We start from the raw sequence: 23,516 nt of genomic DNA on the forward strand, positions 1-23,516 counted from the left end.
CGGTCACGGCAGCGTGGCGGCCGACTCCGGGTCCAGCAGGGGTGCCATCAGGTCGCCGTGGTCCGTCAGGCGCGGGGCGATGTCCTCGGGCCGGAACTCCAGCTGGGCGGGGGCGCGGCAGTCGGCGACCTCCTGCCAGGTCACCGGCGCGGACACCAGCGGGACCCGGCGGGCGCGCACGGTGTACGGGGTGGCCGTGGTCTTGCGGGCCGCGTTCTGGCTCCAGTCGACGAACACCTTCCCCGGCCTGAGGCTCTTCGTCATCCGGTGCACCACCAGCCGGGGCAGCGCCCGCTCCGCCTCCACCGCCAGCGCCTTCGCGTACTGCGACGTCCGCTCGGACGAGCTGCCGCGCACCGCGGCCAGCAGGTGCAGCCCCTTCGACCCGGCGGTCTTCGGGTACGCCTCGATCCCGTCCGCCGCGAGCCGCTCCCGCAGCCACGAGGCGACCTCGCAGCAGTGCACGACGTGCGCGGGCGGCCCCGGGTCCAGGTCGAAGACCAGCCGGTCCGCCTCTTCGGGACGCTGCACCAGCCACTGGTGGGTGTGGAACTCGGTGACCAGGTTCGCCGCCCACACCAGGCTCGGCAGGTCCTGTACGACCACCATCCGGGCCGGGCTGTCCGCGGCGGACCGCGGGACCTCGGCGGTGGTGACCCACTCGGGCGTACCCGGCGGCACGTTCTTGGTGAAGAACAGCTGCCCTCCGGGACCGTCCGGATAGCGCAGGAAGGACACCGCCCGGTCGCGCAGGTGGGGCAGCAGGGCGGGGGCGGTGGTCGCGTAGTAGTGCAGCAGCTCCCCCTTGGTGAAGCCGGTCTCCGGATAGAGCACCTTCTCCAGGTTGCTGAACGCGACCCGGCGCCCCTCCACCTCTGTGATAGGCGTCATAGGATGACAATCCCAGACGAACCGGCAAAAACGGCTATGGAAGGGTGCGGCACGTGCGATCGATATGGAACGGCGCGATCTCCTTCGGCCTGGTCAGCATCCCGATCAAGCTGGTGAACGCCACGGAGAGCCACGCGATCTCCTTCCGCCAGATCCACACCGAGGACAACGGCCGCATCCGCTACCGCAAGGTGTGCGAGCTGGAGGACCGCGAGGTCACCCAGGCCGAGATCGGCAAGGCGTACGAGGACGCCGACGGCACGATGATCCCGATCACCGACGAGGACCTCTCCCACCTGCCCATCCCCACCGCCCGCACCATCGAGATCGTGGCGTTCGTGCCGGCCGACCGGATCGACCCGCTCCAGATGGGCGCGGCGTACTACCTCGCCGCCGGCGGGGCCCAGGCCGCCAAGCCGTACACCCTGCTGCGCGAGGCCCTCAAGCGCAGCAACAAGGTCGCCATCGCCAAGTACGCGCTGCGCGGGCGGGAGCGGCTCGGCATGCTGCGCGTGGTCGACGAGGCCATCGCCATGCACGGCCTGCTGTGGCCGGACGAGGTCCGCACCCCGGAGGGCGTCGCGCCGGACGAGCACGTCACCATCCGCGACAAGGAACTGGACCTGGCGGACGCTCTGATGGACACCCTCGGCGAGGTCGACCTGGAGGACCTGCACGACGAGTACCGCGAGGCGCTGGAGGAGGTCATCGCCGCGAAGGCCACCGGCGAGGTCCCGCCCGAGACCCCCGCCCCCGCCCCCGGCGGCAAGGTGCTGGACCTGATGGCCGCCCTGGAGAACAGCGTCCGGGCGGCCCGCGAGTCCCGCGGCACCCCGGGCGAGGAGGCCGAGGTCAGACAGCTCCGCGGGGCCGGCTCGGCACCGAAGGAGACGGGCACCAGGAAATCGACGTCGACGAAGAAGGCCCCGGCCGCGAAGAAGGCGGCCCCCGCCCGCAAGTCGACGTCCAAGGCGGGGGAGGGAGCGGGAACGGCGAAGAAGACGTCAACGGCGAAGAGCACCGCGGGGAAGAAGGCGGCGGCCAAGACGACGGCGAAGACGGCGGGGAAGAAGGCGGCGTCCCGCAAGCGAACGGCGTGAGGGGCGCGGAGGGAGCGCGGCAGGCCGGTCAGCCGGCCGAGGGCACCCGCCCGTGCCCGAGCAGCACCACCGCGCCCCCCGCCACGGCCAGCCCCGCCAGCGCCGTACCGAAGACCGTCGCCCCCGCGGTCAGCCCCACCGCGTCACTCAGATAGCCCGCACTCACCGGCAGCAGCCCGGCGGGAAGGTAACCCCCCACGTTGAACGCCGCGTTGGCCTCGGCCAGCCGAGCCCCGGGCACCGCCGAGTTCAGCAGCGACAACCCGCCGAGCTGCCCCATTCCCTGCCCGGCCCCGGCCAGCAGCGCCGCCGCGGCCAGCGCCGCGACCGACCCGGTGTGCACGGCGCCGACGAGCAGGGCCATGCCGAGCGCGGTCGCCCCGGCACCCGCGGCCAGCACCGTGCGCCGCCCCAGCCGCCGCACCGCGAACTGCACGCCCGTCGCGCACAGGAACATAGCGAACGCCAGCGCCCCGGGTACGGCCCGGCTGCCCGCACCCGGCAGCTCCGCCAGCAGCGACGGCCCGAGCGACAGCACGAAGGACGTGGCGGTGATGCCGGGCGCGAACACGGCGATCCCCAGCGCGAGCCGCCACCCGGCCCCCCGGGGCACCCCCGGCACCCGGACCCACCCGCCGGCACCGGCGTTCCCCCGCCCCGGCCCCCGCACCGGCATGCGCAGCACCACCCCGACGGCCGACACCAGCAGCGCCGCCTCCACCGCGAACACGGTGACCGCGGGCCCGGGCAGCGTCTCGGACAGCACGCCGGCCAGCAGCGGTCCCACCCCCGCCCCGAACACCATCGCGCACGAGGCGAGCAGCGCCGCGAGCCGTCGCCGGCCGGGCCCCGCCACGTCCGTCACCGCGGCCATCCCCGCCGAGACCACCGCCCCCACCGCGACACCGGTGCACAACCGGGCCACGACCAGCGCCGCCACCCCGCCGGCGGTCGCGAAGACCAGGCAGGCGACGAGGGCGAGCCCCAGCGCGGGCAGCAGCACCGGCTTGCGCCCGAACCGGTCGGAGACGACACCGCAGACCAGCAGGGATCCGAGCAGCCCGGCGATGTAACAGGCGAAGACCACCGTCAGGGTGCCCCGGCCGAACCCCATCTCGCGCTGCCACAGCACGTACAGCGGGGTGGCCGCGTTGGACAGCACGAACACCGCCGTCACGGGCCAGGCGGCGAGCCACACCCACCGGACGGGCACCTCGCCCCCGCCCACCGCTCCCCGGACGCGCGCTCCGGCCGTCGTCGTCATGACACAGTCCTCCCCTGGACTCGAGTACGACTCAAGCCGTACTTGTACGAGTGGAGTCGAACCTAGCATGCAGTACGATCTGAGTCGTACAGGAAGTCTGCGAGAGGGAGCCGCAGTGACCGGGCAGAGCACCGAAGCGACCCAGCCGGCCGTCGGCATCGAGGAGCGGCCGGAACCCCCCGGCCTGCCCGACCCGCTGCCCGAGCCGGCCGTCGGCGACATCAGGCTGGAAACCGTGCTGGGCGCGCTCAGCGACCCGCTCAGACTGCGGATCGTCCGCAAACTCCTCCTGGAGTCGCAGGAGTACGACCACACCTGCGGCTGGTTCGGCCTGGACCGCCCGAAGTCCTCGCTGACCCACCACTTCCGGGCCCTGCGCGAAGCGGGCGTCACCCGGCAGCGCCAGTACGGACTGGAGCGCCGCAGCCGGGTCCGGGTGGCCGACCTGAACGCCCGCTTCCCCGGCCTGCTGGACCTCGTCGCCGCGTGGACCCCGCCGGAGGGCGACTGAGCCGGCGCGGCCCCGCCGGGTGCCCGGGATGCGGACCGCGACCCGGTCCCCGACCATGGAAGTCGTCGCGAGGGGAGGGGCAGTCAGGCGGCCGACCTCCCGGGAGTGTGAGCGATGACCGGTGACAGACCCTCCGCGGCGGCCTGGCGCAACCTGGTCATGGCCACCGTCGGCTTCACCCTCACCTTCTGGGCCTGGAACCTCATCGCCCCGCTCGCCGGCGACTTCGACGCCCGCCTGCACATGGGGGCCTCGGCCCAGTCCCTCCTGGTGGCGGTCCCGGTCCTGGTCGGCTCACTCGGCCGGGTCCCGGTCGGCGCGCTCACCGACCGCTACGGCGCCCGCCTGATGTTCCCGCTGACCAGCGCCCTGACGATCATCCCCGTACTGCTCCTGATCCCGGCCCGCTCGTCGTACGTGGCCCTGCTGCTGGTGGGCTTCGTGCTGGGCCTCGGCGGCACGACGTTCGCGATCGGCGTGCCGCTGGTCAACTCCTGGTTCCCGCCCGCCCGCCGGGGCGCGGCCCTCGGCATCTTCGGCATGGGCATGGGCGGGGTGGCGCTGTCCGGCTTCCTCACCCCGCGCATGTACCACCGGGGCGAGAATCTGCCGTTCCTGGTGATGGCGATCGCGCTGGCGGTGTACGCCGCGCTGGCCGCCTTCCTGATCAACGACCGCCCCGGCCGGGAGATCCCCTCGACGCCGCTGGCCGCCCGCCTCGGCCGGGCCGCCCGCCTCCGCGTCACCTGGGAACTGTCGGCGCTCTACGCGATCGGCTTCGGCGGCATCGTCGCGTTCGGCGTCTACCTCCCCACCTACCTGCGCACCTGGTACGGCCTCACCCCCACCGACGCCGGCACCCGGGCGGCCGGCTTCGCCCTCGTCACGGTGGTCTTCCGCCCCCTCGGCGGCTGGCTCGCCGACCGCGTCCACCCGGCGATCGTCACGGCCTGCGCGCTCGGCCTGGTGGCGGTCCTGGCGATCCTCCAGTCCTTCGACCCGGTCCTGGTCCCCACCGCCACGATCTGCCTCCTGCTGATGGCGGCGGGCCTCGGCACGGCCAGCGGCTCGGTCTTCGCCCTGGTCTCCCGGGTCACCCCCCAGCCCCAGGTGGGCAGCGTCACCGGCATCGTCGGGGCGACAGGCGGCCTCGGCGGCTTCGTCCCACCCCTGGTCATGGGCGCCGTCTACAGCGCCAAGTCCTCGTACTCCATCGCCTACATGCTCCTGTCGGACCTGGCCCTGGCGGCCTGCGTCTACTCCTACGCCCGCATGCGCACAGCGGGCCCCACTCCGGAACGGCCCCCGAGCCGGACCCCCGCCCACGAGGAACCGACGGGCCGAAGTGCCTGAACCGCCAGGCCCCGACGACCGTGGCTCATGCGCCGCACGTGGCGGGCGATCGGCTCGGTGACCGTATTCCGGCGGGCCGGGTGCGGGGCGCTCCCGGGTTCGCCCTGGACCGGGTCGCGCGGGCCGACACTTCCCCGCAAAAACAAAGAAGTCCTTGACCTGCGTCTCGGCAGGGCAAGGACTTCTTCAGCACTTCGATCGAAGTGCCCCCGGCAGGATTCGAACCTGCGCACACGGCTCCGGAGGCCGTTGCTCTATCCCCTGAGCTACGGGGGCGTGTCGGGCGCTGAGCTTCTCGCTCGCGGCGACGGGTAGAACACTAGCAGGTCCGGAGGGGTGATCAGCAATTCGGTTGCCCGGGCGGGGTGGGCAGGTCCCCTGTAGGGGGTGGAAGTGGGGAAAACCCGGACGCGGTGGCCGGTCCGCACCTACTCTCGAGTTGTGCCAGGCGCTCCGGGTCGGGTGCTTGTTGTGGACGACAACAAGGTCATCCGGCAGCTGATCAGGGTCAACCTCGAGCTGGAAGGGCTGGAGGTCGTGACCGCGGCCGATGGTGCCGAGTGTCTGGATGTGGTGCATGAGGTGCGCCCCGATGTCGTGACGCTCGATGTCGTCATGCCCCGGCTGGACGGGCTCCGCACCGCCGCCCGGCTCCGCGCCGATCCCCGTACGCAGCACCTGCCCGTCGCCATCATCAGCGCGTGCACCCAGTACGAGGTCCAGGCCGGCCTCGACCTGGGCGTCGACGCCTTCCTCGCCAAGCCCTTCGAGCCCGCCGAGCTGGTCCGGCTCGTGAAAGACCTCATCGAGGGGAAGGCCGGGCGTGCGGCGTCCGGGGGAGACGGGTCCGCCGCGGGCGACGGGCCGGGTGAGGTCGGTGACGGGGATGTCGGCGAGGCGGTCGACGGCGGCAACGCCGAACCGGCGGGTGCCGGGAGCGACGGCGGGGGAGAGGAGGCCGACGAGGGTGCCTCCGGCCATGAGCGCCTCCCCTGCGCGCAAACCCTCCCGTGTCGGCAAGGCCTCGCCGGCCACGAGGGCATGCGCCCGCATGAAGACCCGCGTGGGTACGAGGACCCGCCCGGCCGCCACGAAGGTCTCCTCGGTCGCGATCACCTACCGGGTCAGGACGGGCCGGCCCCCGGCCGTGAAAGCTTCCCCGTGCACGAAGGCGTCCCCGATTCCGGTGGCCTGACCGGTTCCGGCGGTCTTCCCAGTGCGCACGACCACTCCGGTCACGAAGGTCTCCCGAGCTCCGGTCTCCCGAGTCCCGGCGGCCTCCCCGCCCCCGGTCTCCCCGCCTCCGGCCTCCCCGACCCCGACGGGCTCCCCAGCCCCGACGGCATCCACCCCTAGCCACGCACTCCCCGGCCAGGCACCCGCAGGCCCCGCGCCCCTGGCACCCTCCTCCCGGTCCGGCCCCCCGGCCCCGCCCCGGTCCCGCGCGCCCCAGCCGTCCACCAGCGTTCACCTCACCCGACGCTCCCCGGCCCTCCCCCCGAAGCCCCGGCGCGCACACCCACGCCCCCGCCCCGCCCCCTCACCCACCCCCCGCCCCGGAAAAGCCATAACCGGCTCGCCCACCCACCCCCCTCCTCCCCTACGCTTGTCCCGTGACCCCCGCCGAGCTCTCCCACACCGTGCTGCACGCGGTGTGTCGTGCTGTCGACGACGGGGAGCTGCGCGTGGCCGTGCCCGAGCGGGTCGTGGTGACCGAGCCGGGGCCCGGGGGGTGCGGGGACTTCGCCACCGCCGTCGCGCTGCGGCTCGCCCGCGCGGCCGGGCAGCCCCCGCAGCGGGTCGCCGCGATCTTGCGGGAACGTCTCGTCGGGGCCGACGGGATCGAGGACGTCGTCGTCACCGGGCCCGGGTTCCTGAACATCCGGCTCGCGGAGCGGGTCGACCCGGTGGCCGCGCTCGTCGCGGAGGTCCGGGAGAAGGGCGCACGGTACGGGCACGGAGACACCCTCGCCGGGCAGGTCGTCGCGCTCCGGGTGCCGTACGAGGTGCGGGCCGAGGTCGTCGCCGACACCGTCGTGCGGATCGTGGGGACCCAGGGCGGGCGGGCCACCGTAGAGCACGGCGAGCCCGTCAACCTGCGGCCCGTGCCCGCCCCGGAGGACCCCGCGCCGCTCGGGCCCGACGCCGCCCGGTGGGCCCTGCTCCACCCCGCCCCGCACGACCGGCCCCGGATCACCGCCGACCACCTGGTGCAGCGCGAGGGCAACCCGCTGTTCCGGGTGCGCTACGCCCACGCCCGTGTCCGTTCCCTCGGCCGCAACGCGGCCCGCCTCGGCTTCGCCGCCGAACCCGGCCCCCCGCACACCAAGGCGGGCGCCCCCCTCCTCACCCCCCTCGCCGACCACCCCCGGATCCTCACCGCGGCCGCCACCCACCGTGCCCCGGACCGGCTCGCCCGGCATCTCGTCACCGTCGCCGACGCCGTGCTGCCCCTGCTGCCTTCCGTGCTTCCCGTCGGCGAGGAGAAACCCTCGGCCGCCCACCGCGCCCGGCTGGCCCTCGCCGAAGCAGCCGGGACGGTGCTGGCCGGTGGCCTGTCCCTGCTCGGCATCGACGCACCCGAACATCTCTGAGGCGCGTGAGCGGATGCGCCCCGGAGAGAGACAGAGAGCCTGAGAATCACGTCATGAGCCGTTCCGCCCATCCCGCCGGGCCCCGCCACGCCGACGTCCTGCCCGAGGGGCACCACCCCGCGCCGCCCGCCGACCCGAACGCCCTGGACCGGAAGGTGTGGGCCCGGACCGTCGCGCGCGGCGACGACGGTGTGGTCGCCGTCGCGGGTATCCCCGTCACCCGGCTCGCCGAGGAGTTCGGCACGCCCGCCTACATCCTCGACGAGGACGACTTCCGGGCCCGCGCGCGTGCCTGGCGCACCGCGTTCGGCCCGGACGCCGACGTGTTCTACGCCGGCAAGGCCTTCCTCTCCCGGGCCGTGGTGCGGTGGCTGGACGAGGAGGGGCTGAATCTGGACGTGTGCTCCGGCGGCGAGCTGGCCACCGCGCTGTCCGCGGGGATGCCCGCCGAGCGCATCGCCTTCCACGGCAACAACAAGTCCGTCGAGGAGATCCGCCGGGCCGTCGAAGCCGGTGTCGGGCGGATCGTGCTCGACTCCTTCCAGGAGATCGTGCGGGTCGCCCACACCGCCCAGTCCCTCGGCAGGCGGCAGAAGGTCCAGATCCGGATCACCGTGGGCGTCGAGGCGCACACCCACGAGTTCATCGCCACCGCCCACGAGGACCAGAAGTTCGGCATCCCGCTGGCCGGCGGACAGGCGGCGGAAGCCGTGCGGCGGGCGCTCCAGCTCGACGGGCTGGAGCTGATCGGGATCCACTCGCACATCGGCTCGCAGATCTTCGACATGTCCGGCTTCGAGGTCGCCGCCCACCGGGTCGTCGGCCTGCTGAAGGACATCCGTGACGAGCACGGCGTCGAACTGCCCGAGATCGACCTCGGCGGCGGGCTCGGCATCGCCTACACCAGTGCCGACGACCCCCGCGAGCCGCAGGAGATCGCCAAGGCGCTCACCGAGATCGTCACCCGCGAGTGCGAGGCCGCCCGGCTGCGCACGCCCCGCATCTCCGTGGAGCCCGGGCGGGCCATCGTCGGCCCCACCGCCTTCACCCTGTACGAGGTCGGCACGGTCAAGCCGCTCGACGGGCTGCGGACCTACGTCTCCGTCGACGGCGGCATGTCGGACAACATCCGCACCGCGCTCTACGACGCCGAGTACAGCGTCGCGCTCGTCTCCCGCGCCTCCGACGCCGAGCCGGTGCTCACCCGCGTCGTCGGCAAGCACTGCGAGAGCGGGGACATCGTGGTCAAGGACGCGTTCCTGCCGGGCGACCTGGCACCGGGCGACCTCGTCGCCGTGCCGGCCACCGGCGCGTACTGCCGGTCCATGGCCAGCAACTACAACCACGTCCTGCGGCCGCCGGTCGTGGCGGTACGGGACGGCGAGGCCCGGGTGATCGTCCGGCGCGAGACGGAGGAGGACCTCCTGCGTCTCGACGTCGGGTGACGCGCCCCCCGAGAACGGCGGGGGCGGGAAGAACGGAAGATCTCCGGTCTCCGGCCCCCGTGAAAATGAAATAGATGTCTCACGATCCGGACGAAGGGTAGAAACTGCCGTCCGGTGAGTGAGACTGGACCAACCGTAGACGGTATGAGGAAACGAGGTCGGATGATGCGTACGCGTCCGCTGAAGGTGGCGCTGCTGGGCTGTGGAGTGGTCGGCTCAGAGGTGGCGCGCATCATGACGACGCACGCCGCCGACCTCGCCGCCCGCATCGGCGCGCCGGTCGAACTCGCCGGCGTGGCCGTGCGGCGCACCGGCAAGGCGCGCGAGGGCATCGACCCCGCGCTCGTCACCACCGACGCCACCGCCCTGGTCAAACGCGGGGACATCGACGTCGTGGTCGAGGTCATCGGCGGGATCGAGCCCGCCCGGACGCTCATCACCACCGCCTTCGAGCACGGCGCCTCCGTCGTCTCCGCCAACAAGGCGCTGCTCGCCCAGGACGGCGCCGCCCTGCACGCGGCGGCCGAGGCGAACGGCAAGGACCTCTACTACGAGGCCGCCGTCGCCGGCGCCATCCCGCTGATCCGGCCGCTGCGCGAGTCCCTCGCCGGCGACAAGGTCAACCGGGTCCTCGGCATCGTCAACGGCACGACCAACTTCATCCTCGACAAGATGGACTCCACCGGCGCCGGCTACCAGGAGGCCCTGGACGAGGCCACCGCCCTCGGGTACGCGGAAGCCGACCCGACCGCCGACGTCGAGGGCTTCGACGCCGCCGCCAAGGCCGCGATCCTCGCCGGCATCGCCTTCCACACGCGCGTCCGCCTGGACGACGTCCACCGCGAGGGCATGGCCGAGGTCACCGCCGCCGACTTCCGCTCCGCCAAGGAGATGGGCTGCACCATCAAGCTGCTCGCCATCTGCGAGCGCTCGAAGGACGGGACGTCGGTCACCGCGCGGGTGCATCCCGCGATGATCCCGCTCAGCCACCCGCTCGCCTCCGTGCGCGGCGCGTACAACGCCGTCTTCGTGGAGAGCGACGCCGCCGGGCAGCTGATGTTCTACGGCCCCGGCGCCGGCGGCTCGCCCACCGCCTCCGCCGTCCTCGGCGACCTGGTGGCCGTCTGCCGCAACCGGCTCAACGGCGCCACCGGACCCGGCGAGTCGGCCTACGCCGACCTGACCGTGTCCCCGATGGGTGACGTCGTCACCCGGTACCACATCAGCCTCGACGTGGCCGACAAACCGGGCGTGCTCGCCCAGGTGGCCACCGTTTTCGCCGAGCACGGCGTGTCCATCGACACGGTTCGGCAGCAAGGCAAGGACGGCGAGGCCTCTCTCGTCGTCGTCACCCACCGGGCCTTCGACGCCTCCCTGTCCGGGACCGTCGAGGCGTTGCGCAAGCTCGACACCGTGCGGGGTGTCGCCAGCATCATGCGGGTTGAAGGAGAGTAACCAGCAATGACCCACCAGTGGCGCGGAATCATCGAGGAGTACCGGGACCGGCTGCCCGTCTCCGACACCACGCCGGTCGTGACGCTCCGCGAGGGCGGCACGCCCCTCGTGCCCGCGCAGGTGCTCTCCGAGCGCACGGGCTGTGAGGTCCACCTGAAGGTGGAGGGGGCCAACCCCACCGGATCCTTCAAGGACCGCGGCATGACCATGGCGATCAGCAAGGCCAAGGAGGAGGGGGCGAAGGCCGTCATCTGCGCCTCCACCGGCAACACCTCCGCCTCCGCCGCCGCGTACGCGGTGCGGGCGGGCATGGTCTCGGCCGTCCTGGTGCCGCAGGGCAAGATCGCCCTCGGCAAGATGGGCCAGGCCCTCGTGCACGGCGCGAAGATCCTCCAGGTCGCCGGCAACTTCGACGACTGCCTCACCCTCGCCCGCGCGCTCAGCGAGAACTATCCCGTGGCGCTGGTGAATTCGGTGAACCCGGTGCGGATCGAGGGCCAGAAGACGGCCGCCTTCGAGATCGTGGACATGCTCGGCGACGCGCCCGACATCCACGTCCTCCCGGTCGGCAACGCGGGCAACATCACCGCGTACTGGAAGGGCTACCAGGAGTACGCCGCCGACGGCGTGTCCACCCGCACCCCGCGGATGTGGGGCTTCCAGGCCTCCGGCAGCGCCCCGATCGTGCGCGGCGAGGTCGTCAAGGACCCGTCGACCATCGCCACCGCCATCCGCATCGGCAACCCGGCCTCCTGGCAGCGCGCCCTGGCCGCGCGCGACGAGTCCGGCGGCGCCATCGACGAGGTGACGGACCGTGAGATCCTGCGCGCCTACCGCCTGTTGGCCGCGCAGGAGGGCGTCTTCGTGGAGCCCGCCTCCGCCGCCTCGGTGGCCGGTCTGCTCAAGGCCGCCGAGCAGGGCAAGGTCGACCCGGGCCAGCGCATCGTGTGCACGGTCACCGGCAACGGCCTGAAGGACCCGGACTGGGCCGTCGCCGGTGCCCCGCAGCCGGTCACCGTCCCGGTCGACGCCGCCACCGCGGCCGAGCGCCTCGGCCTCGCCTGAGCGCCCCCCGACCGGGGAATCCCTGACAAGGTGCACAGGGGGCTTACGACACGCATCGTGCGCCTCCTGTGCGCCCTATGTCGCCACAGAACCTTCCTTCGATAGGCTGTAGCGAACCCGCCTGCCGCATATGCCCTCGCGCATGGCCGGCGCCGCGCCGTCTCCGCGGCCCGACGGGTGTTCGTACGTCAGTCATCGGCAGTCCACCGAATGACCATCGAATCCATCGAGCGTCATTCGACCGCAAACGCAGCTCAAGGAGAGTCTTCGAGCGATGGCCGGTCCAGCGTTCCGCGCCGCCGCCGTCCGGGTGCGCGTTCCCGCCACCAGCGCCAACCTCGGCCCGGGCTTCGACGCCCTGGGCCTCGCGCTGGGGCTCTACGACGACGTGGTCGTCCGGGTCGCCGACTCCGGGCTGCACATCGACATCGCGGGTGAGGGCGGCGAGACCCTGCCGCGGGACGAGAGCCACCTTCTCGTCCGCTCCCTGCGGACCGCCTTCGACCTGCTGGGCGGACAGCCCCGCGGGCTGGAGATCGTCTGCGCCAACCGCATCCCGCACGGCCGCGGCCTCGGCTCCTCCTCCGCCGCCATCTGCGCCGGCATCGTCGCCGCCCGCGCCGTGACCATAGGCGGCGAGGCCCGTCTGGACGACGCCGCGCTGCTGGAACTGGCCACCGAGATCGAGGGCCACCCGGACAATGTGGCCGCCTGTCTGCTCGGCGGTTTCACCCTGTCCTGGATGGAGGCCGGCACCGCCCGCGCCATCAGGATGGAGCCGCACGATTCCATCGTTCCGGTGGTTTTCGTGCCCGGAAAGCCCGTGCTGACCGAGACCGCGCGCGGACTGCTCCCGCGCAGTGTGCCGCACGTGGACGCCGCCGCCAACGCGGGCCGCGCCGCCCTGCTGGTCGAGGCCCTGACCAGGCGCCCCGAGCTGCTGCTGCCCGCCACCGAGGACCGCCTCCACCAGGAGTACCGCGCCCCGGCCATGCCCGACAGCGCCGCACTGGTGGAGCGGCTGCGCGCCGACGGCATCCCGGCCGTCATCTCCGGCGCCGGTCCCACCGTCATGGCCCTCGCCGACGCCGACAGCGCCGACAAGGTCTCCCACCTCGCGGGCGAGGGCTGGGCCGCCAACCGGCTGGACCTGGATGTGCGGGGAGCGAGCGTCCTGCCGCTCGCGACGTGACACACGGTTGCCGGATTTGGAGAGGGGGAATGTTTGTTGGATCCGGTAGTGTTAATCTCAAGTCTGCACCCGACCTCACCATGGCGAGGTGCCTCGTGTCCCCGTCCGGGACAGACATTCTTCCGGGAGCCTCCCGGGCCACTCCGTGACCCTTGCGCCGTACCTGGGCAGTACGACGCACGCGGACACTGAGCGGGCCACAGGTGGGGGTACCCCCTCTGGGGGAGCTCCGGAGCAGGTGCTACCACGCCACGTGACACTGGGTGCCACGGCTCGCGGAAGCGCCGTCACCGCACATTATCTTCCGCCGCTTTGGCGGACCACCGCCCCGGCACGGTTCACAGAAGACAGGACCGTAGCCGGACAGCACAACCGGTCGCCGAGCCAGACAGGCCGACGTCCGCTCCAGGGAAGGACCCTTCGTGAGCGACACCACCGATCTGATGGGCGCACGTGTCGAGGACACCGCTGCCGCGCCCGCCACGGACGCCTCCGCGCCTGCCACCGGTGCCGGGTCCCGGCGGCGCCGCGGTACCGGCCTCGAGGGCATGGTGCTGGCCGAGCTGCAGCAGGTCGCCTCGGGCCTCGGGATCAGGGGCACGGCGCGGATGCGCAAGAGCCAGCTGATCGAGGTCATCAAGGAGGCGCAGGCCGCCGGGGGCGCCGCCCCCAAGGCCGAGGCCGCCGCCACCGAGACCAAGCCGAAGCGCCGGGCCACCTCCCGGACGCGCACCGGCGAGGAGACCGCCGGCAAGAAGGCGGACAAGGCCGCCGAGGCCCCTGCCGACAAGGCCGCGGCCCAGCAGCAGATCGAGATCCCGGGCCAGCCGGCCGGGGACACCGCCCGCGCGGCCGCCGAGCGCGGGGGAGAGGACGCCCCGACCGAGCGCCGTCGCCGCCGCGCCACGGCCGACGCGGGCAGCCCGGCCCAGAACGGCGCCGAGACCGTCGCCGCCGAGGCCCGCACCGAGCCCAAGGCCGAGACGCCGGCCCAGTCGCAGCAGGGCGAGGCCAAGGGCGACGCCGGTGACGGCGAGGGCCGTGGCCGCCGGGACCGCCGCGAGCGAGGCCGCGACCGTGACCGGGACCGCGACCGCGACCGGGACCGCCGCAACAAGGGCGACGAGCAGCAGGGCGGCCAGCAGCGTCAGCAGCAGGGCCAGCAGCAGGGCGGCCGGCAGGACAGCCGGCAGGACGACGACGACTTCGAGGGCGGCCGCCGTGGCCGCCGCGGCCGCTACCGCGACCGCCGTGGCCGTCGCGGCCGCGACGAGATCGCCGAGCCGCAGGTCGCCGAGGACGACGTCCTGATCCCCGTCGCGGGCATCCTCGACATCCTCGACAACTACGCCTTCATCCGGACCTCCGGCTACCTGCCGGGCCCGAACGACGTCTACGTCTCCCTCGCCCAGGTCCGCAAGAACGGCCTGCGCAAGGGCGACCACGTCACCGGCGCGGTCCGTCAGCCGAAGGAGGGCGAGCGCCGCGAGAAGTTCAACGCGCTGGTCCGCCTGGACTCCGTCAACGGCATGGCGCCCGAACACGGCCGCGGCCGCCCCGAGTTCAACAAGCTGACCCCGCTCTACCCGCAGGACCGGCTCCGCCTGGAGACCGACCCGGGCGTGCTGACCACCCGGATCATCGACCTGGTCTCGCCGATCGGCAAGGGCCAGCGCGGTCTGATCGTGGCCCCGCCGAAGACCGGCAAGACCATGATCATGCAGGCGATCGCCAACGCGATCACGCACAACAACCCCGAGTGCCACCTGATGGTCGTCCTCGTCGACGAGCGTCCGGAAGAGGTCACCGACATGCAGCGGTCGGTCAAGGGCGAGGTCATCTCCTCGACCTTCGACCGTCCGGCCGAGGACCACACCACGGTCGCCGAACTGGCCATCGAGCGCGCCAAGCGCCTGGTCGAGCTGGGCCACGACGTGGTCGTCCTGCTGGACTCGATCACCCGTCTGGGCCGCGCCTACAACCTGGCGGCGCCGGCCTCCGGCCGCATCCTGTCCGGTGGTGTCGACTCGACCGCGCTCTACCCGCCGAAGCGGTTCTTCGGCGCGGCGCGCAACATCGAGGACGGCGGCTCGCTCACCATCCTCGCCACCGCCCTGGTGGACACCGGGTCCCGCATGGACGAGGTGATCTTCGAGGAGTTCAAGGGCACCGGCAACATGGAGCTGAAGCTCGACCGGAAGCTCGCGGACAAGCGGATCTTCCCCGCGGTGGACGTGGACGCGTCCGGCACCCGCAAGGAGGAGATCCTGCTCGGCGCCGAGGAGCTGGCGGTCGTCTGGAAGCTCCGCCGGGTCCTGCACGCGCTGGACCAGCAGCAGGCGATCGAGCTGCTGCTGGACAAGATGAAGCAGACCAAGTCGAACGTCGAGTTCCTGATGCAGATCCAGAAGACGACGCCGACGCCCGGCAACGGCGACTGAGCGTCCGGGAACCGCTGAGAGAAGGCCGCCTCCCTCCGGGGAGGCGGCCTTCTCCCGTCTTCCGGCACCGCCGCTGCCCCTTCCGGCGCCGCCCATGGCGAGATCTCCGCCACAGCGCCCCCGGTGCCCGCCCACCGCCGGGCGCACCGCCGAGGGCCTCGAAACCGCAGGTGAGCGCCGTCCGTCCGGCGCGCCCGACTACACACCGTGGCGATTTCCGTACACGGCGGCCACAGTGCGTTGTGCAACCCTGTCCCGAGTTTCTCCGTCTGACCCGGCGGAGCGACGATGGAGCGGTGACGACCGCGCCCGACCCTGGCCGCAGGGGGTACCCGACCGCCGAGACCTAGGAGCGATGTGGCCGCCGAGAGCACGCCCGCCATACCCGAGCCGGGCCCGACCGGACCCCGCCGGCGGGGCAAGGGGCGCCGCCGCAAGGCCCCCAGCACCGGTCGCAAGGCCCTGCGCGCGACCGCCTGGACGGCCGCGGGCGTCGTGGTGCTGGGCGGCGCCGGAGCCGGGTTCGTCTACTTCAAGCTCAACGGCAATCTGCGCAGCGTCGACCTCAACCAGGCCCTCGGCACCGACCGGCCCGCGAAGGTCGACAACGGCTCGCAGAACATCCTGGTCCTCGGCTCGGACACCCGCGCCGGCACGAACAAGAAGCTCGGCGGCGGCACGGACGACGGCAGTGCCCGCTCCGACACGGCGATGATCGTCCATGTGTACGAGGGCCACAAGCAGGCCAGCGTGGTCTCCATCCCCCGGGACACCCTCGTCGACCGCCCCGAGTGCACCGACACCAAGGGCACCGCCCACCCGGCCGCCACCGGTGTGATGTTCAACGAGGCGTACTCCACCGGGGGCGCGGCCTGCGCGGTCAAGACCGTCGAGTCGATCACCGGCATCCGCATGGACCACTACCTGGAGGTCGACTTCGAGGGCTTCCAGCAGCTCATCGACGACCTCGGCGGCGTGCGGATCACCACCACCAAGGACATCCACGACCGGCAGAGCCACCTCGACCTCACGGCCGGCCCGCACACCCTGAACGGCGAGCAGGCCCTCGGCCTGGTCCGCACCCGGCACGGCGTGGGCGACGGCTCCGACCTCGGCCGCATCCAGCTCCAGCAGGCGTTCATCAAGGCCCTCATCGACCAGGTCAAGCACGTCGGCGTCCTCACCAGCCCCAAGAAGCTCTACGACCTCGCCGACACCGCCACCAAGGCCGTCACGACCGACTCCGACCTCGGCTCGGTCAACGCCCTGATCGACTTCGCGGGGAACCTGAAGGGCATCAGCTCCTCCCGCATGAAGATGGTCACGATGCCGGTCCAGTACGACCCGGCCAACCCCAACCGCGTCCTGCTGGACACCGCCAAGGCCCAGCTGGTCTGGAACGCCCTGCGGGACGACCGGCAGATCCCGGCGGCGGCGACGCGGGGCACGGCGACGGGCGAGGCCAAGGGCGTCGTCAACGCCCAGTAGGGACGCCCCGCGCACCCCCCGGAATAGAACAGCCACACCCCCGGTTTGGGTGGATGGCGCCAGTCCTGGCAGACTGGTACGTCGGCTCCGGTTCACGCCTCCGCATCCCGCGGCAGCGACCCGGCGCCCTCCCGAAACCTAGGAGACACCTTGAAGCGCGACATCCACCCCGCGTACGTCGAGACGCAGGTCAGCTGCACCTGCGGCGCGTCGTTCACCACCCGCAGCACCATCGAGTCCGGCACCATCCGGGCCGAGGTCTGCTCCGAGTGCCACCCGTTCTACACGGGCAAGCAGAAGATCCTCGACACCGGTGGCCGTGTGGCCCGCTTCGAGGCCCGCTTCGGCAAGGCCGCCGGCTCCAAGAAGTAGCGAGCCCCATTCCGCCGGTCCACGGCCACACCCCGCTCGCGGGCGGGTGTGCCCGGGACCGGCGTTTTTGGTCGCCGCCCTTCCCTTCACCGCAGTACAGGAGCCCAAGATGTTCGAGGCCGTCGAGGAACTCGTCGCCGAGCACGCCGACCTGGAGAAGAAGCTCGCCGACCCGTCGGTCCACGCCGATCAGGCGAACGCGCGCAAGCTGAACAAGCGCTACGCCGAGCTGACCCCGATCGTCGCCACGTACCGCTCCTGGAAGTCGACCGGCGACGACATCGAGACCGCCCGCGAGCTGTCCGCCGTCGACCCCGACTTCGCCGCCGAGGTCAAGGACCTGGAGAAGCGGCGCGAGGAGCTGACCGAGAAGCTGCGCCTGCTGCTCGTCCCGCGCGACCCCAGCGACGACAAGGACGTCATCCTGGAGATCAAGGCGGGCGCGGGCGGCGACGAGTCGGCCCTCTTCGCCGGCGACCTGCTGCGGATGTACCTGCGCTACGCCGAGCGCGTCGGCTGGAAGACCGAGATCATCGACGCCACGGAGTCCGAGCTGGGCGGCTACAAGGACGTCCAGGTCGCGGTGAAGGCCCGCGGGCAGATCGAGCCCGGCCAGGGCGTCTGGGCCCGGATGAAGTACGAGGGCGGGGTGCACCGCGTGCAGCGCGTCCCGGCGACCGAGTCCCAGGGCCGCATCCACACCTCCGCTGCCGGTGTGCTCGTCACCCCCGAGGCCGAGGAGGTGGACGTGGAGATCAACCCCAACGACCTCCGCATCGACGTCTACCGGTCCTCCGGGCCCGGCGGCCAGTCCGTGAACACCACCGACTCCGCCGTGCGCATCACGCACATCCCGACCGGCGTCGTCGCCTCCTGCCAGAACGAGAAGAGCCAGCTGCAGAACAAGGAGCAGGCGATGCGTATCCTGCGTTCCAGGCTGCTCGCCATGGCGCAGGAGGAGGCGGAGCGCGAGGCCGCCGACGCCCGCCGCAGCCAGGTCCGCACCGTGGACCGCTCCGAGAAGATCCGCACCTACAACTTCCCGGAGAACCGCATCTCGGACCACCGCGTCGGCTTCAAGGCGTACAACCTGGACCAGGTCCTGGACGGCGACCTCGACGCGGTCATCCAGGCCTGCGTCGACGCCGACTCGGCGGCGAAGCTCGCCGCCGCGTAACACCCGTACGCACGAGTACGACACGGAGGAGACGCGTGAACCTGCTGCTCGCCGAGGTGGCCCAGGCCACCCAGCGGCTGGCCGACGCCGGTGTGCCCTCGCCGCGCAACGACGCGGAGGAGCTGGCCGCCTTCGTGCACGGCGTGAAGCGCGGTCAACTGCACTCCGTGAAGGACGCCGACTTCGACGCCCGGTACTGGGAGGTCATCGCCCGGCGCGAGCAGCGCGAGCCGCTGCAGCACATCACCGGGCGGGCCTACTTCCGCTACCTGGAGCTCCAGGTCGGGCCCGGGGTGTTCGTGCCCCGGCCGGAGACCGAGTCAGTGGTCGGCTGGGCGATAGACGCGGTCCGCGCGATGGACGTCGTGGAGCCGTGCATCGTCGACCTGTGCACCGGCTCCGGCGCCATCGCGCTCGCCCTCGCCCAGGAGGTGCCGCGCTCGCGCGTGCACGCCGTGGAGCTGTCCGAGGACGCCCTCGTGTGGACCCGGAAGAACGTGGCCGGCTCCCGCGTCGACCTGCGCCAGGGCGACGCGCTGACCGCCTTCCCGGACCTGGACGGCCAGGTCGACCTGGTCGTGTCCAACCCGCCGTACATCCCGCTCACCGAATGGGAGTACGTCGCCCCGGAGGCCCGCGACTACGACCCGGAGCTGGCGTTGTTCTCCGGTGAGGACGGTCTCGACCTCATCCGGGGCATCGAACGCACCGCGCACCGGCTGCTGCGCCCCGGCGGTGTCGTCGTGATCGAGCACGCCGACACCCAGGGCGGCCAGGTGCCGTGGATCTTCACCGAGGAGCGGGGCTGGGCCGACGCCGCCGACCACCCCGACCTCAACAACCGGCCGCGCTTCGCCACCGCCCGCAAGGCGCTGCCGTGACCACCCCGACGACTTCCATCCCGCAGTACGTGTACGAGGAGGCCCGCTAGTTATGGCACGGCGATACGACACCAACGACGCGACCGACCGCGTGACGGGTCTGCGCGAGGCCGCGTCCGCCGTCCGCCGGGGCGAGCTGGTGGTCCTGCCGACCGACACGGTGTACGGCATCGGCGCCGACGCGTTCTCCTCGGAGGCGGTCGCCGACCTGCTCGCCGCCAAGGGCCGGGGCCGCAACATGCCCACCCCCGTCCTCATCGGCTCCCCGAACACCCTGCACGGCCTGGTCACGGACTTCTCCGAGCTGGCCTGGGAACTGGTCGACGCGTTCTGGCCGGGCGCCCTGACGATCGTCGCCAGGCACCAGCCGTCCCTGCAGTGGGACCTCGGCGACACCCGGGGCACGGTCGCCGTGCGGATGCCGCTGCACCCGGTCGCCATCGAGCTGCTCACCGAGGTCGGCCCGATGGCCGTCTCCTCGGCGAACCTCACCGGCCACCCGGCGCCGGAGGACTGCGACGCGGCCCAGGGCATGCTCGGCGACTCCGTCTCCGTCTACCTCGACGGCGGCCCCACCCCGGGCAACGTGCCGTCGTCCATCGTGGACGTCACCCGCGCGGTGCCGGTGCTGCTGCGCGAGGGCGCGCTCTCCGCGGAGGAGCTGCGCAAGGTCGTACCCGACCTCGAGGTGGCGAATTGACGGCCCCTGGGACGGGGCGCGGCATAGGCGGCGGGAGCTGGAGCGCGGAGGAGACGACGACGTTCGGGTTCCCCCGCGACACCTTCCGCATCCTCCACGTCAGCACCGGCAACGTGTGCCGCTCGCCCATCACCGAGCGGCTGACCCGCCACTTCGTCGCGGAGCGGCTCGGCGTGCTCGGCGGCGGGCTGGTCGTGGAGAGCGCGGGCACCTGGGGCCACGAGGGCGCGCCCATGGAGTCCCACGCGGAGACCGTGCTCGCCGAGTTCGGGGCGGACGCCTCCGGCTTCGTCGGCCGGGAACTGCTGGACGAGCACGTGATCAAGGCCGACCTGGTGCTGACCGCCACCCGCGACCACCGCGCCCAGGTCATCTCCATGGGCCACTCGGCGGGCCTGCGCACCTTCACCCTGAAGGAGTTCACCCGGCTGGTCCGGGCGATAGATCCGGCCACCCTGCCGCCCCTGGAGGACGGCGTGGTCATGCGGGCCCGGGCGCTGGTGCGCGCCGCGGCGGCGCTGCGCGGCTGGCTGCTCGCCCCGACCGCCGAGGCGGACGAGGTGTACGACCCCTACGGCGCGCCCCTGACCTTCTTCCGGTCCATCGGCGACGAGATAAGGGACGCCCTGGATCCGGTGGTGACGGCGCTGACGGGGGTCCCCGCGCGGACGTAGGGCCCGCCGAGCCCCGACGCGGTCCCCGGCCTACATTGGAGCTACGTCACCGCCGACCGCCCGGGAGCCCGCCATGTCGGTCACCCACACCCTCGAGACCGACGTGCTGCGCCGGCAGGACCCGGCGATGGCCGAACTGCTGCTCGCGGAGCTGACGCGGCAGTCGACCACCCTCCAGCTGACCGCCGCCGAGAACTTCTGTTCCCCGGCCGTCCTCGCCGCCCTCGGCTCCGCGCTCGCCAACAAGTACGCCGAGGGCTACCCCGGCGCCCGCCACCACGGCGGCTGCGAGATCGCCGACGCCGCCGAACGCGCCGCCGTCGACCGGGCCAAGGACCTGTTCGGCGCCGAGCACGCCAACGTCCAGCCGCACTCCGGCTCCTCGGCCGTGCTGGCCGCCTACGCGGCCCTGCTGCGCCCCGGCGACACCGTCCTCGCCCTCGGCCTGCCCTACGGCGGCCACCTCACCCACGGCTCGCCGGCCAACTTCTCCGGCCGCTGGTTCGACTTCGTCGGCTACGGCGTCGACGCCGAGACCGGGCTGATCGACCACGACCAGGTGCGCCACCTGGCCCGCAACCACCGGCCGAAGGCCATCGTGTGCGGCTCCATCGCCTACCCGCGCCACCCGGACTACGCCTTCTTCCGGGAGGTCGCCGACGAGGTCGGGGCCTATCTGATCGCGGACGCCGGCCACCCCATCGGGCTGGTCGCCGGGGGAGCGGCGCCGAACCCGGTGCCGTACGCGGACATCGTCTGCGCGACCACCCACAAGGTGCTGCGCGGTCCGCGCGGCGGGATGATCCTGTGCGGGGCCGGGCTGGCCCAGCGCGTGGACCGGGCCGTGTTCCCGTTCACCCAGGGCGGTGCCCAGATGCACACCATCGCCGCCAAGGCCGTCGCGTTCGGCGAGGCGGCGACCCCGGCCTTCGCCGGGTACGCCCACCGGGTGGTGGACAACGCGCGGGTGCTGGCCGGCCATCTGGCCGCCGAGGGGCTGGCCGTCACCACCGGCGGCACGGACACCCACCTGATCACCGCGGACCCGGCCCCGCTCGGCGTGGACGGCCGCACCGCGCGCGGCCGGCTGCTGGCGGCCGGAGTGGTGCTGGACTGCTGTGTGCTGCCGCACGGCGACGGCCGCGGGCTGCGCCTGGGCACGGCGGCGGTGACCACCCAGGGCATGGGCGAGCCGGAGATGGTGCGGATCGCGGCGCTGCTCGCGGCCGTGCTGCGCGGGGAGGCGGAGCCGGCCCGGGCGCGGGCGGAGGTCCGCGCGCTCACCGGCCGCTTCCCGCCGTATCCGGGCTGAACGGGGGGAGGAGCGGTCCCGTACCTCCCGGTGCGGACCGGTCCGGGACGGGGCGTACGGCCCCGGGTGCAACCTCCTTCGCTACCCGGCCGTCCTCATCCATATGCATCCGTCGCTAGGGTGTGAGGCTGTGATGGCCAGCGAGACCTGTGGGGAAGCCCGTGCGTGAATACCTGCTGACGCTCTGCATCACGGCCGCGGTGACGTATCTGCTGACGGGGCCGGTACGGAAGTTCGCGATCGTGGCCGGGGCGATGCCGGAGATCCGGGCCCGTGACGTGCACCGGGAGCCCACTCCGCGTCTCGGCGGGATCGCGATGTTCTTCGGCCTGTGCGCGGGCCTGCTGGTCGCGGACCACCTGACGAACCTCAGCGAGGTCTTCGCCAAGTCGAACGAGCCGCGGGCGCTGCTCTCGGGGGCCGCCCTGATCTGGCTGATCGGCGTCCTGGACGACAAGTTCGAGATCGACGCGCTGATCAAGCTGGGCGGTCAGATGATCGCCGCGGGCGTGATGGTCATGCAGGGTCTGACGATCCTGTGGCTGCCCATCCCGGGCGTCGGCAACGTCGCGCTGACCCAGTGGCAGGGCACGCTGCTGACGGTGGCCCTGGTGGTCATCACGATCAACGCGGTGAACTTCGTGGACGGCCTGGACGGTCTCGCGGCCGGCATGGTGTGCATCGCGGCCTGCTCGTTCTTCCTGTACGCCTACCGGATCTGGTACTCGTACGGCATCGAGGCCGCCGCCCCCGGCACCCTGTTCGCGGCCATCCTGATGGGCATGTGCCTGGGCTTCCTGCCGCACAACATGCACCCGGCGCGGATCTTCATGGGCGACTCCGGCTCGATGCTGATCGGCCTGGTGCTGTCGGCGGGCGCGATCTCGATCACCGGCCAGGTGGACCCGGACGCCCTCGCGCTGTTCACCGGCTCGGAGAAGGCGGCCGTCCACCAGACGGTGCCGGTCTACATCCCGCTGCTGCTCCCGCTGACCATCATCGCCGTGCCGGCGGCCGACCTGGTGCTGGCGATCGTCCGCCGCACCTGGCGGGGGCAGTCCCCGTTCGCCGCCGACCGGGGCCATCTGCACCACCGTCTGCTGGAGATCGGCCACTCGCACAGCCGGGCCGTGCTGATCATGTACTTCTGGTCGGCGCTGATCGGCTTCGGGGCGCTGGCGTACTCGGTCAACTCGGCGTCGATGTGGATCGTGCTGGGCGTGGTCTTCCTCAGCGCGGTCGGCCTGGTCCTGCTGCTGCTCCCGCGCTTCACCCCGCGCGTGCCGCTGTGGGCCCAGCGCTTCGTCCCGCCGCGCTACCGCAGGCGCCGCCCGGCCCCCGAGGCCGTCGCGGAATCCGCCGCCGAGGGCGGCGCCGAGGGCGCGGAGCGGTCCCCGGTCCCGGCCGGGATCCCGGGCGTCAACGGGGCGACCGCGATCGGCGCCCGATCGCGTTTCCCCGACCGCGGCTGAGACGGCCAAGGTAAGAATCTGACTAGAGCATTGCCAACTCGTGGGGGAGCAAAGCGCCCTAATATCAGACAACTGGGCGGCGTTTTTGCACAGACGGGCACGTTCACTCTCATGTGTGACAGCCAGCAC

General features: G+C 72.5%; 19 protein-coding genes, 1 tRNA gene and 1 pseudogene. 18 read left to right on the forward strand and 3 right to left on the reverse strand.

Annotated features, from left to right (window positions below):
• Positions 1-3: 3 nt before the first annotated feature.
• Positions 4-891: a non-homologous end-joining DNA ligase gene (gene ligD / locus ACZ63H_RS07320; protein ID WP_469862853.1), complete on the reverse strand. Its 888-nt coding sequence runs from the start codon at positions 889-891 to the stop codon at positions 4-6.
• 53 nt (positions 892-944) lie between these two features.
• Between ligD and ku the strand changes: the two genes are divergently transcribed.
• On the forward strand, positions 945-1,991 hold the full coding sequence (ku, locus tag ACZ63H_RS07325; protein ID WP_469862854.1) for a non-homologous end joining protein Ku: 1,047 nt from the start codon (positions 945-947) through the stop codon (positions 1,989-1,991).
• Between the two features lie 28 nt (positions 1,992-2,019).
• Here the strand turns inward: ku and ACZ63H_RS07330 are convergent, their stop codons facing one another.
• The gene (locus ACZ63H_RS07330) at positions 2,020-3,255 is read right to left on the reverse strand and encodes an MFS transporter (protein ID WP_469862855.1); all 1,236 of its coding nucleotides are present in this window, start codon (positions 3,253-3,255) and stop codon (positions 2,020-2,022) included.
• Positions 3,256-3,322: 67 nt separating this feature from the next.
• On the opposite strand from ACZ63H_RS07330, the gene ACZ63H_RS07335 reads away from it, so the two are divergent.
• Both ACZ63H_RS07335 and ACZ63H_RS07340 read left to right on the forward strand, forming a co-directional pair.
• Positions 3,323-3,766 (forward strand): ArsR/SmtB family transcription factor, encoded by a 444-nt coding sequence (locus ACZ63H_RS07335; protein WP_469862856.1) that lies wholly within the window; start codon positions 3,323-3,325, stop codon positions 3,764-3,766.
• Positions 3,767-3,880: 114 nt separating this feature from the next.
• Positions 3,881-5,119: an MFS transporter gene (locus tag ACZ63H_RS07340; protein ID WP_469862857.1), complete on the forward strand. Its 1,239-nt coding sequence runs from the start codon at positions 3,881-3,883 to the stop codon at positions 5,117-5,119.
• 204 nt (positions 5,120-5,323) lie between these two features.
• Here ACZ63H_RS07340 and ACZ63H_RS07345 read toward each other — a convergent pair.
• A tRNA-Arg gene (locus ACZ63H_RS07345) sits at positions 5,324-5,395 on the reverse strand.
• A 165-nt stretch (positions 5,396-5,560) separates the two neighbouring features.
• On the opposite strand from ACZ63H_RS07345, the pseudogene ACZ63H_RS07350 reads away from it, so the two are divergent.
• The 15 genes and pseudogenes from ACZ63H_RS07350 to ACZ63H_RS07420 all read left to right on the forward strand — a co-directional run.
• Positions 5,561-6,034 (forward strand): annotated as a pseudogene (locus tag ACZ63H_RS07350) (response regulator); the annotation flags it as partial.
• Positions 6,035-6,732: 698 nt separating this feature from the next.
• The gene (gene nrtL / locus ACZ63H_RS07355) at positions 6,733-7,713 is read left to right on the forward strand and encodes an ArgS-related anticodon-binding protein NrtL (protein ID WP_469862858.1); all 981 of its coding nucleotides are present in this window, start codon (positions 6,733-6,735) and stop codon (positions 7,711-7,713) included.
• Between the two features lie 53 nt (positions 7,714-7,766).
• The gene (gene lysA / locus ACZ63H_RS07360; protein WP_469862859.1) at positions 7,767-9,158 is read left to right on the forward strand and encodes a diaminopimelate decarboxylase; all 1,392 of its coding nucleotides are present in this window, start codon (positions 7,767-7,769) and stop codon (positions 9,156-9,158) included.
• A gap of 162 nt (positions 9,159-9,320) precedes the next feature.
• Positions 9,321-10,613 carry a homoserine dehydrogenase gene (locus ACZ63H_RS07365; RefSeq protein WP_318201389.1) on the forward strand — a complete coding sequence of 431 codons (1,293 nt, stop codon included), beginning with the start codon at positions 9,321-9,323 and terminating at the stop codon, positions 10,611-10,613.
• 6 nt (positions 10,614-10,619) lie between these two features.
• On the forward strand, positions 10,620-11,678 hold the full coding sequence (gene thrC, locus ACZ63H_RS07370) for a threonine synthase (protein ID WP_469862860.1): 1,059 nt from the start codon (positions 10,620-10,622) through the stop codon (positions 11,676-11,678).
• Between the two features lie 274 nt (positions 11,679-11,952).
• The gene (thrB, locus tag ACZ63H_RS07375; protein ID WP_469862861.1) at positions 11,953-12,870 is read left to right on the forward strand and encodes a homoserine kinase; all 918 of its coding nucleotides are present in this window, start codon (positions 11,953-11,955) and stop codon (positions 12,868-12,870) included.
• A gap of 422 nt (positions 12,871-13,292) precedes the next feature.
• Positions 13,293-15,311 carry a transcription termination factor Rho gene (gene rho / locus ACZ63H_RS07380; protein WP_469862862.1) on the forward strand — a complete coding sequence of 673 codons (2,019 nt, stop codon included), beginning with the start codon at positions 13,293-13,295 and terminating at the stop codon, positions 15,309-15,311.
• Between the two features lie 357 nt (positions 15,312-15,668).
• A complete protein-coding gene (locus tag ACZ63H_RS07385; RefSeq protein ID WP_469862863.1) occupies positions 15,669-16,799 on the forward strand; it encodes an LCP family protein in 1,131 nt (376 codons plus the stop codon).
• Positions 16,800-16,949: 150 nt separating this feature from the next.
• The gene (gene rpmE / locus ACZ63H_RS07390; protein ID WP_030740744.1) at positions 16,950-17,171 is read left to right on the forward strand and encodes a 50S ribosomal protein L31; all 222 of its coding nucleotides are present in this window, start codon (positions 16,950-16,952) and stop codon (positions 17,169-17,171) included.
• A gap of 109 nt (positions 17,172-17,280) precedes the next feature.
• Complete coding sequence (gene prfA, locus ACZ63H_RS07395; protein WP_469862864.1) at positions 17,281-18,348, forward strand: peptide chain release factor 1; 1,068 nt, start codon at positions 17,281-17,283, stop codon at positions 18,346-18,348.
• A gap of 35 nt (positions 18,349-18,383) precedes the next feature.
• On the forward strand, positions 18,384-19,229 hold the full coding sequence (gene prmC, locus ACZ63H_RS07400; protein WP_467933513.1) for a peptide chain release factor N(5)-glutamine methyltransferase: 846 nt from the start codon (positions 18,384-18,386) through the stop codon (positions 19,227-19,229).
• Positions 19,230-19,281: 52 nt separating this feature from the next.
• Positions 19,282-19,929 carry an L-threonylcarbamoyladenylate synthase gene (locus ACZ63H_RS07405; RefSeq protein ID WP_467933512.1) on the forward strand — a complete coding sequence of 216 codons (648 nt, stop codon included), beginning with the start codon at positions 19,282-19,284 and terminating at the stop codon, positions 19,927-19,929.
• Entirely contained in the window at positions 19,926-20,603 is a 678-nt protein-coding gene (locus ACZ63H_RS07410) for an arsenate reductase/protein-tyrosine-phosphatase family protein (protein ID WP_469862865.1), read from the forward strand. Before ACZ63H_RS07405 ends, ACZ63H_RS07410 begins: the two co-directional genes overlap by 4 nt.
• A 73-nt stretch (positions 20,604-20,676) precedes the next feature.
• On the forward strand, positions 20,677-21,915 hold the full coding sequence (locus ACZ63H_RS07415) for a serine hydroxymethyltransferase (RefSeq protein WP_469862866.1): 1,239 nt from the start codon (positions 20,677-20,679) through the stop codon (positions 21,913-21,915).
• Between the two features lie 161 nt (positions 21,916-22,076).
• Positions 22,077-23,387: an MraY family glycosyltransferase gene (locus ACZ63H_RS07420; RefSeq protein ID WP_469862867.1), complete on the forward strand. Its 1,311-nt coding sequence runs from the start codon at positions 22,077-22,079 to the stop codon at positions 23,385-23,387.
• Positions 23,388-23,516: the final 129 nt, after the last annotated feature.

It is taken from the genome of Streptomyces sp. NPDC104831 (genome assembly GCF_055583025.1).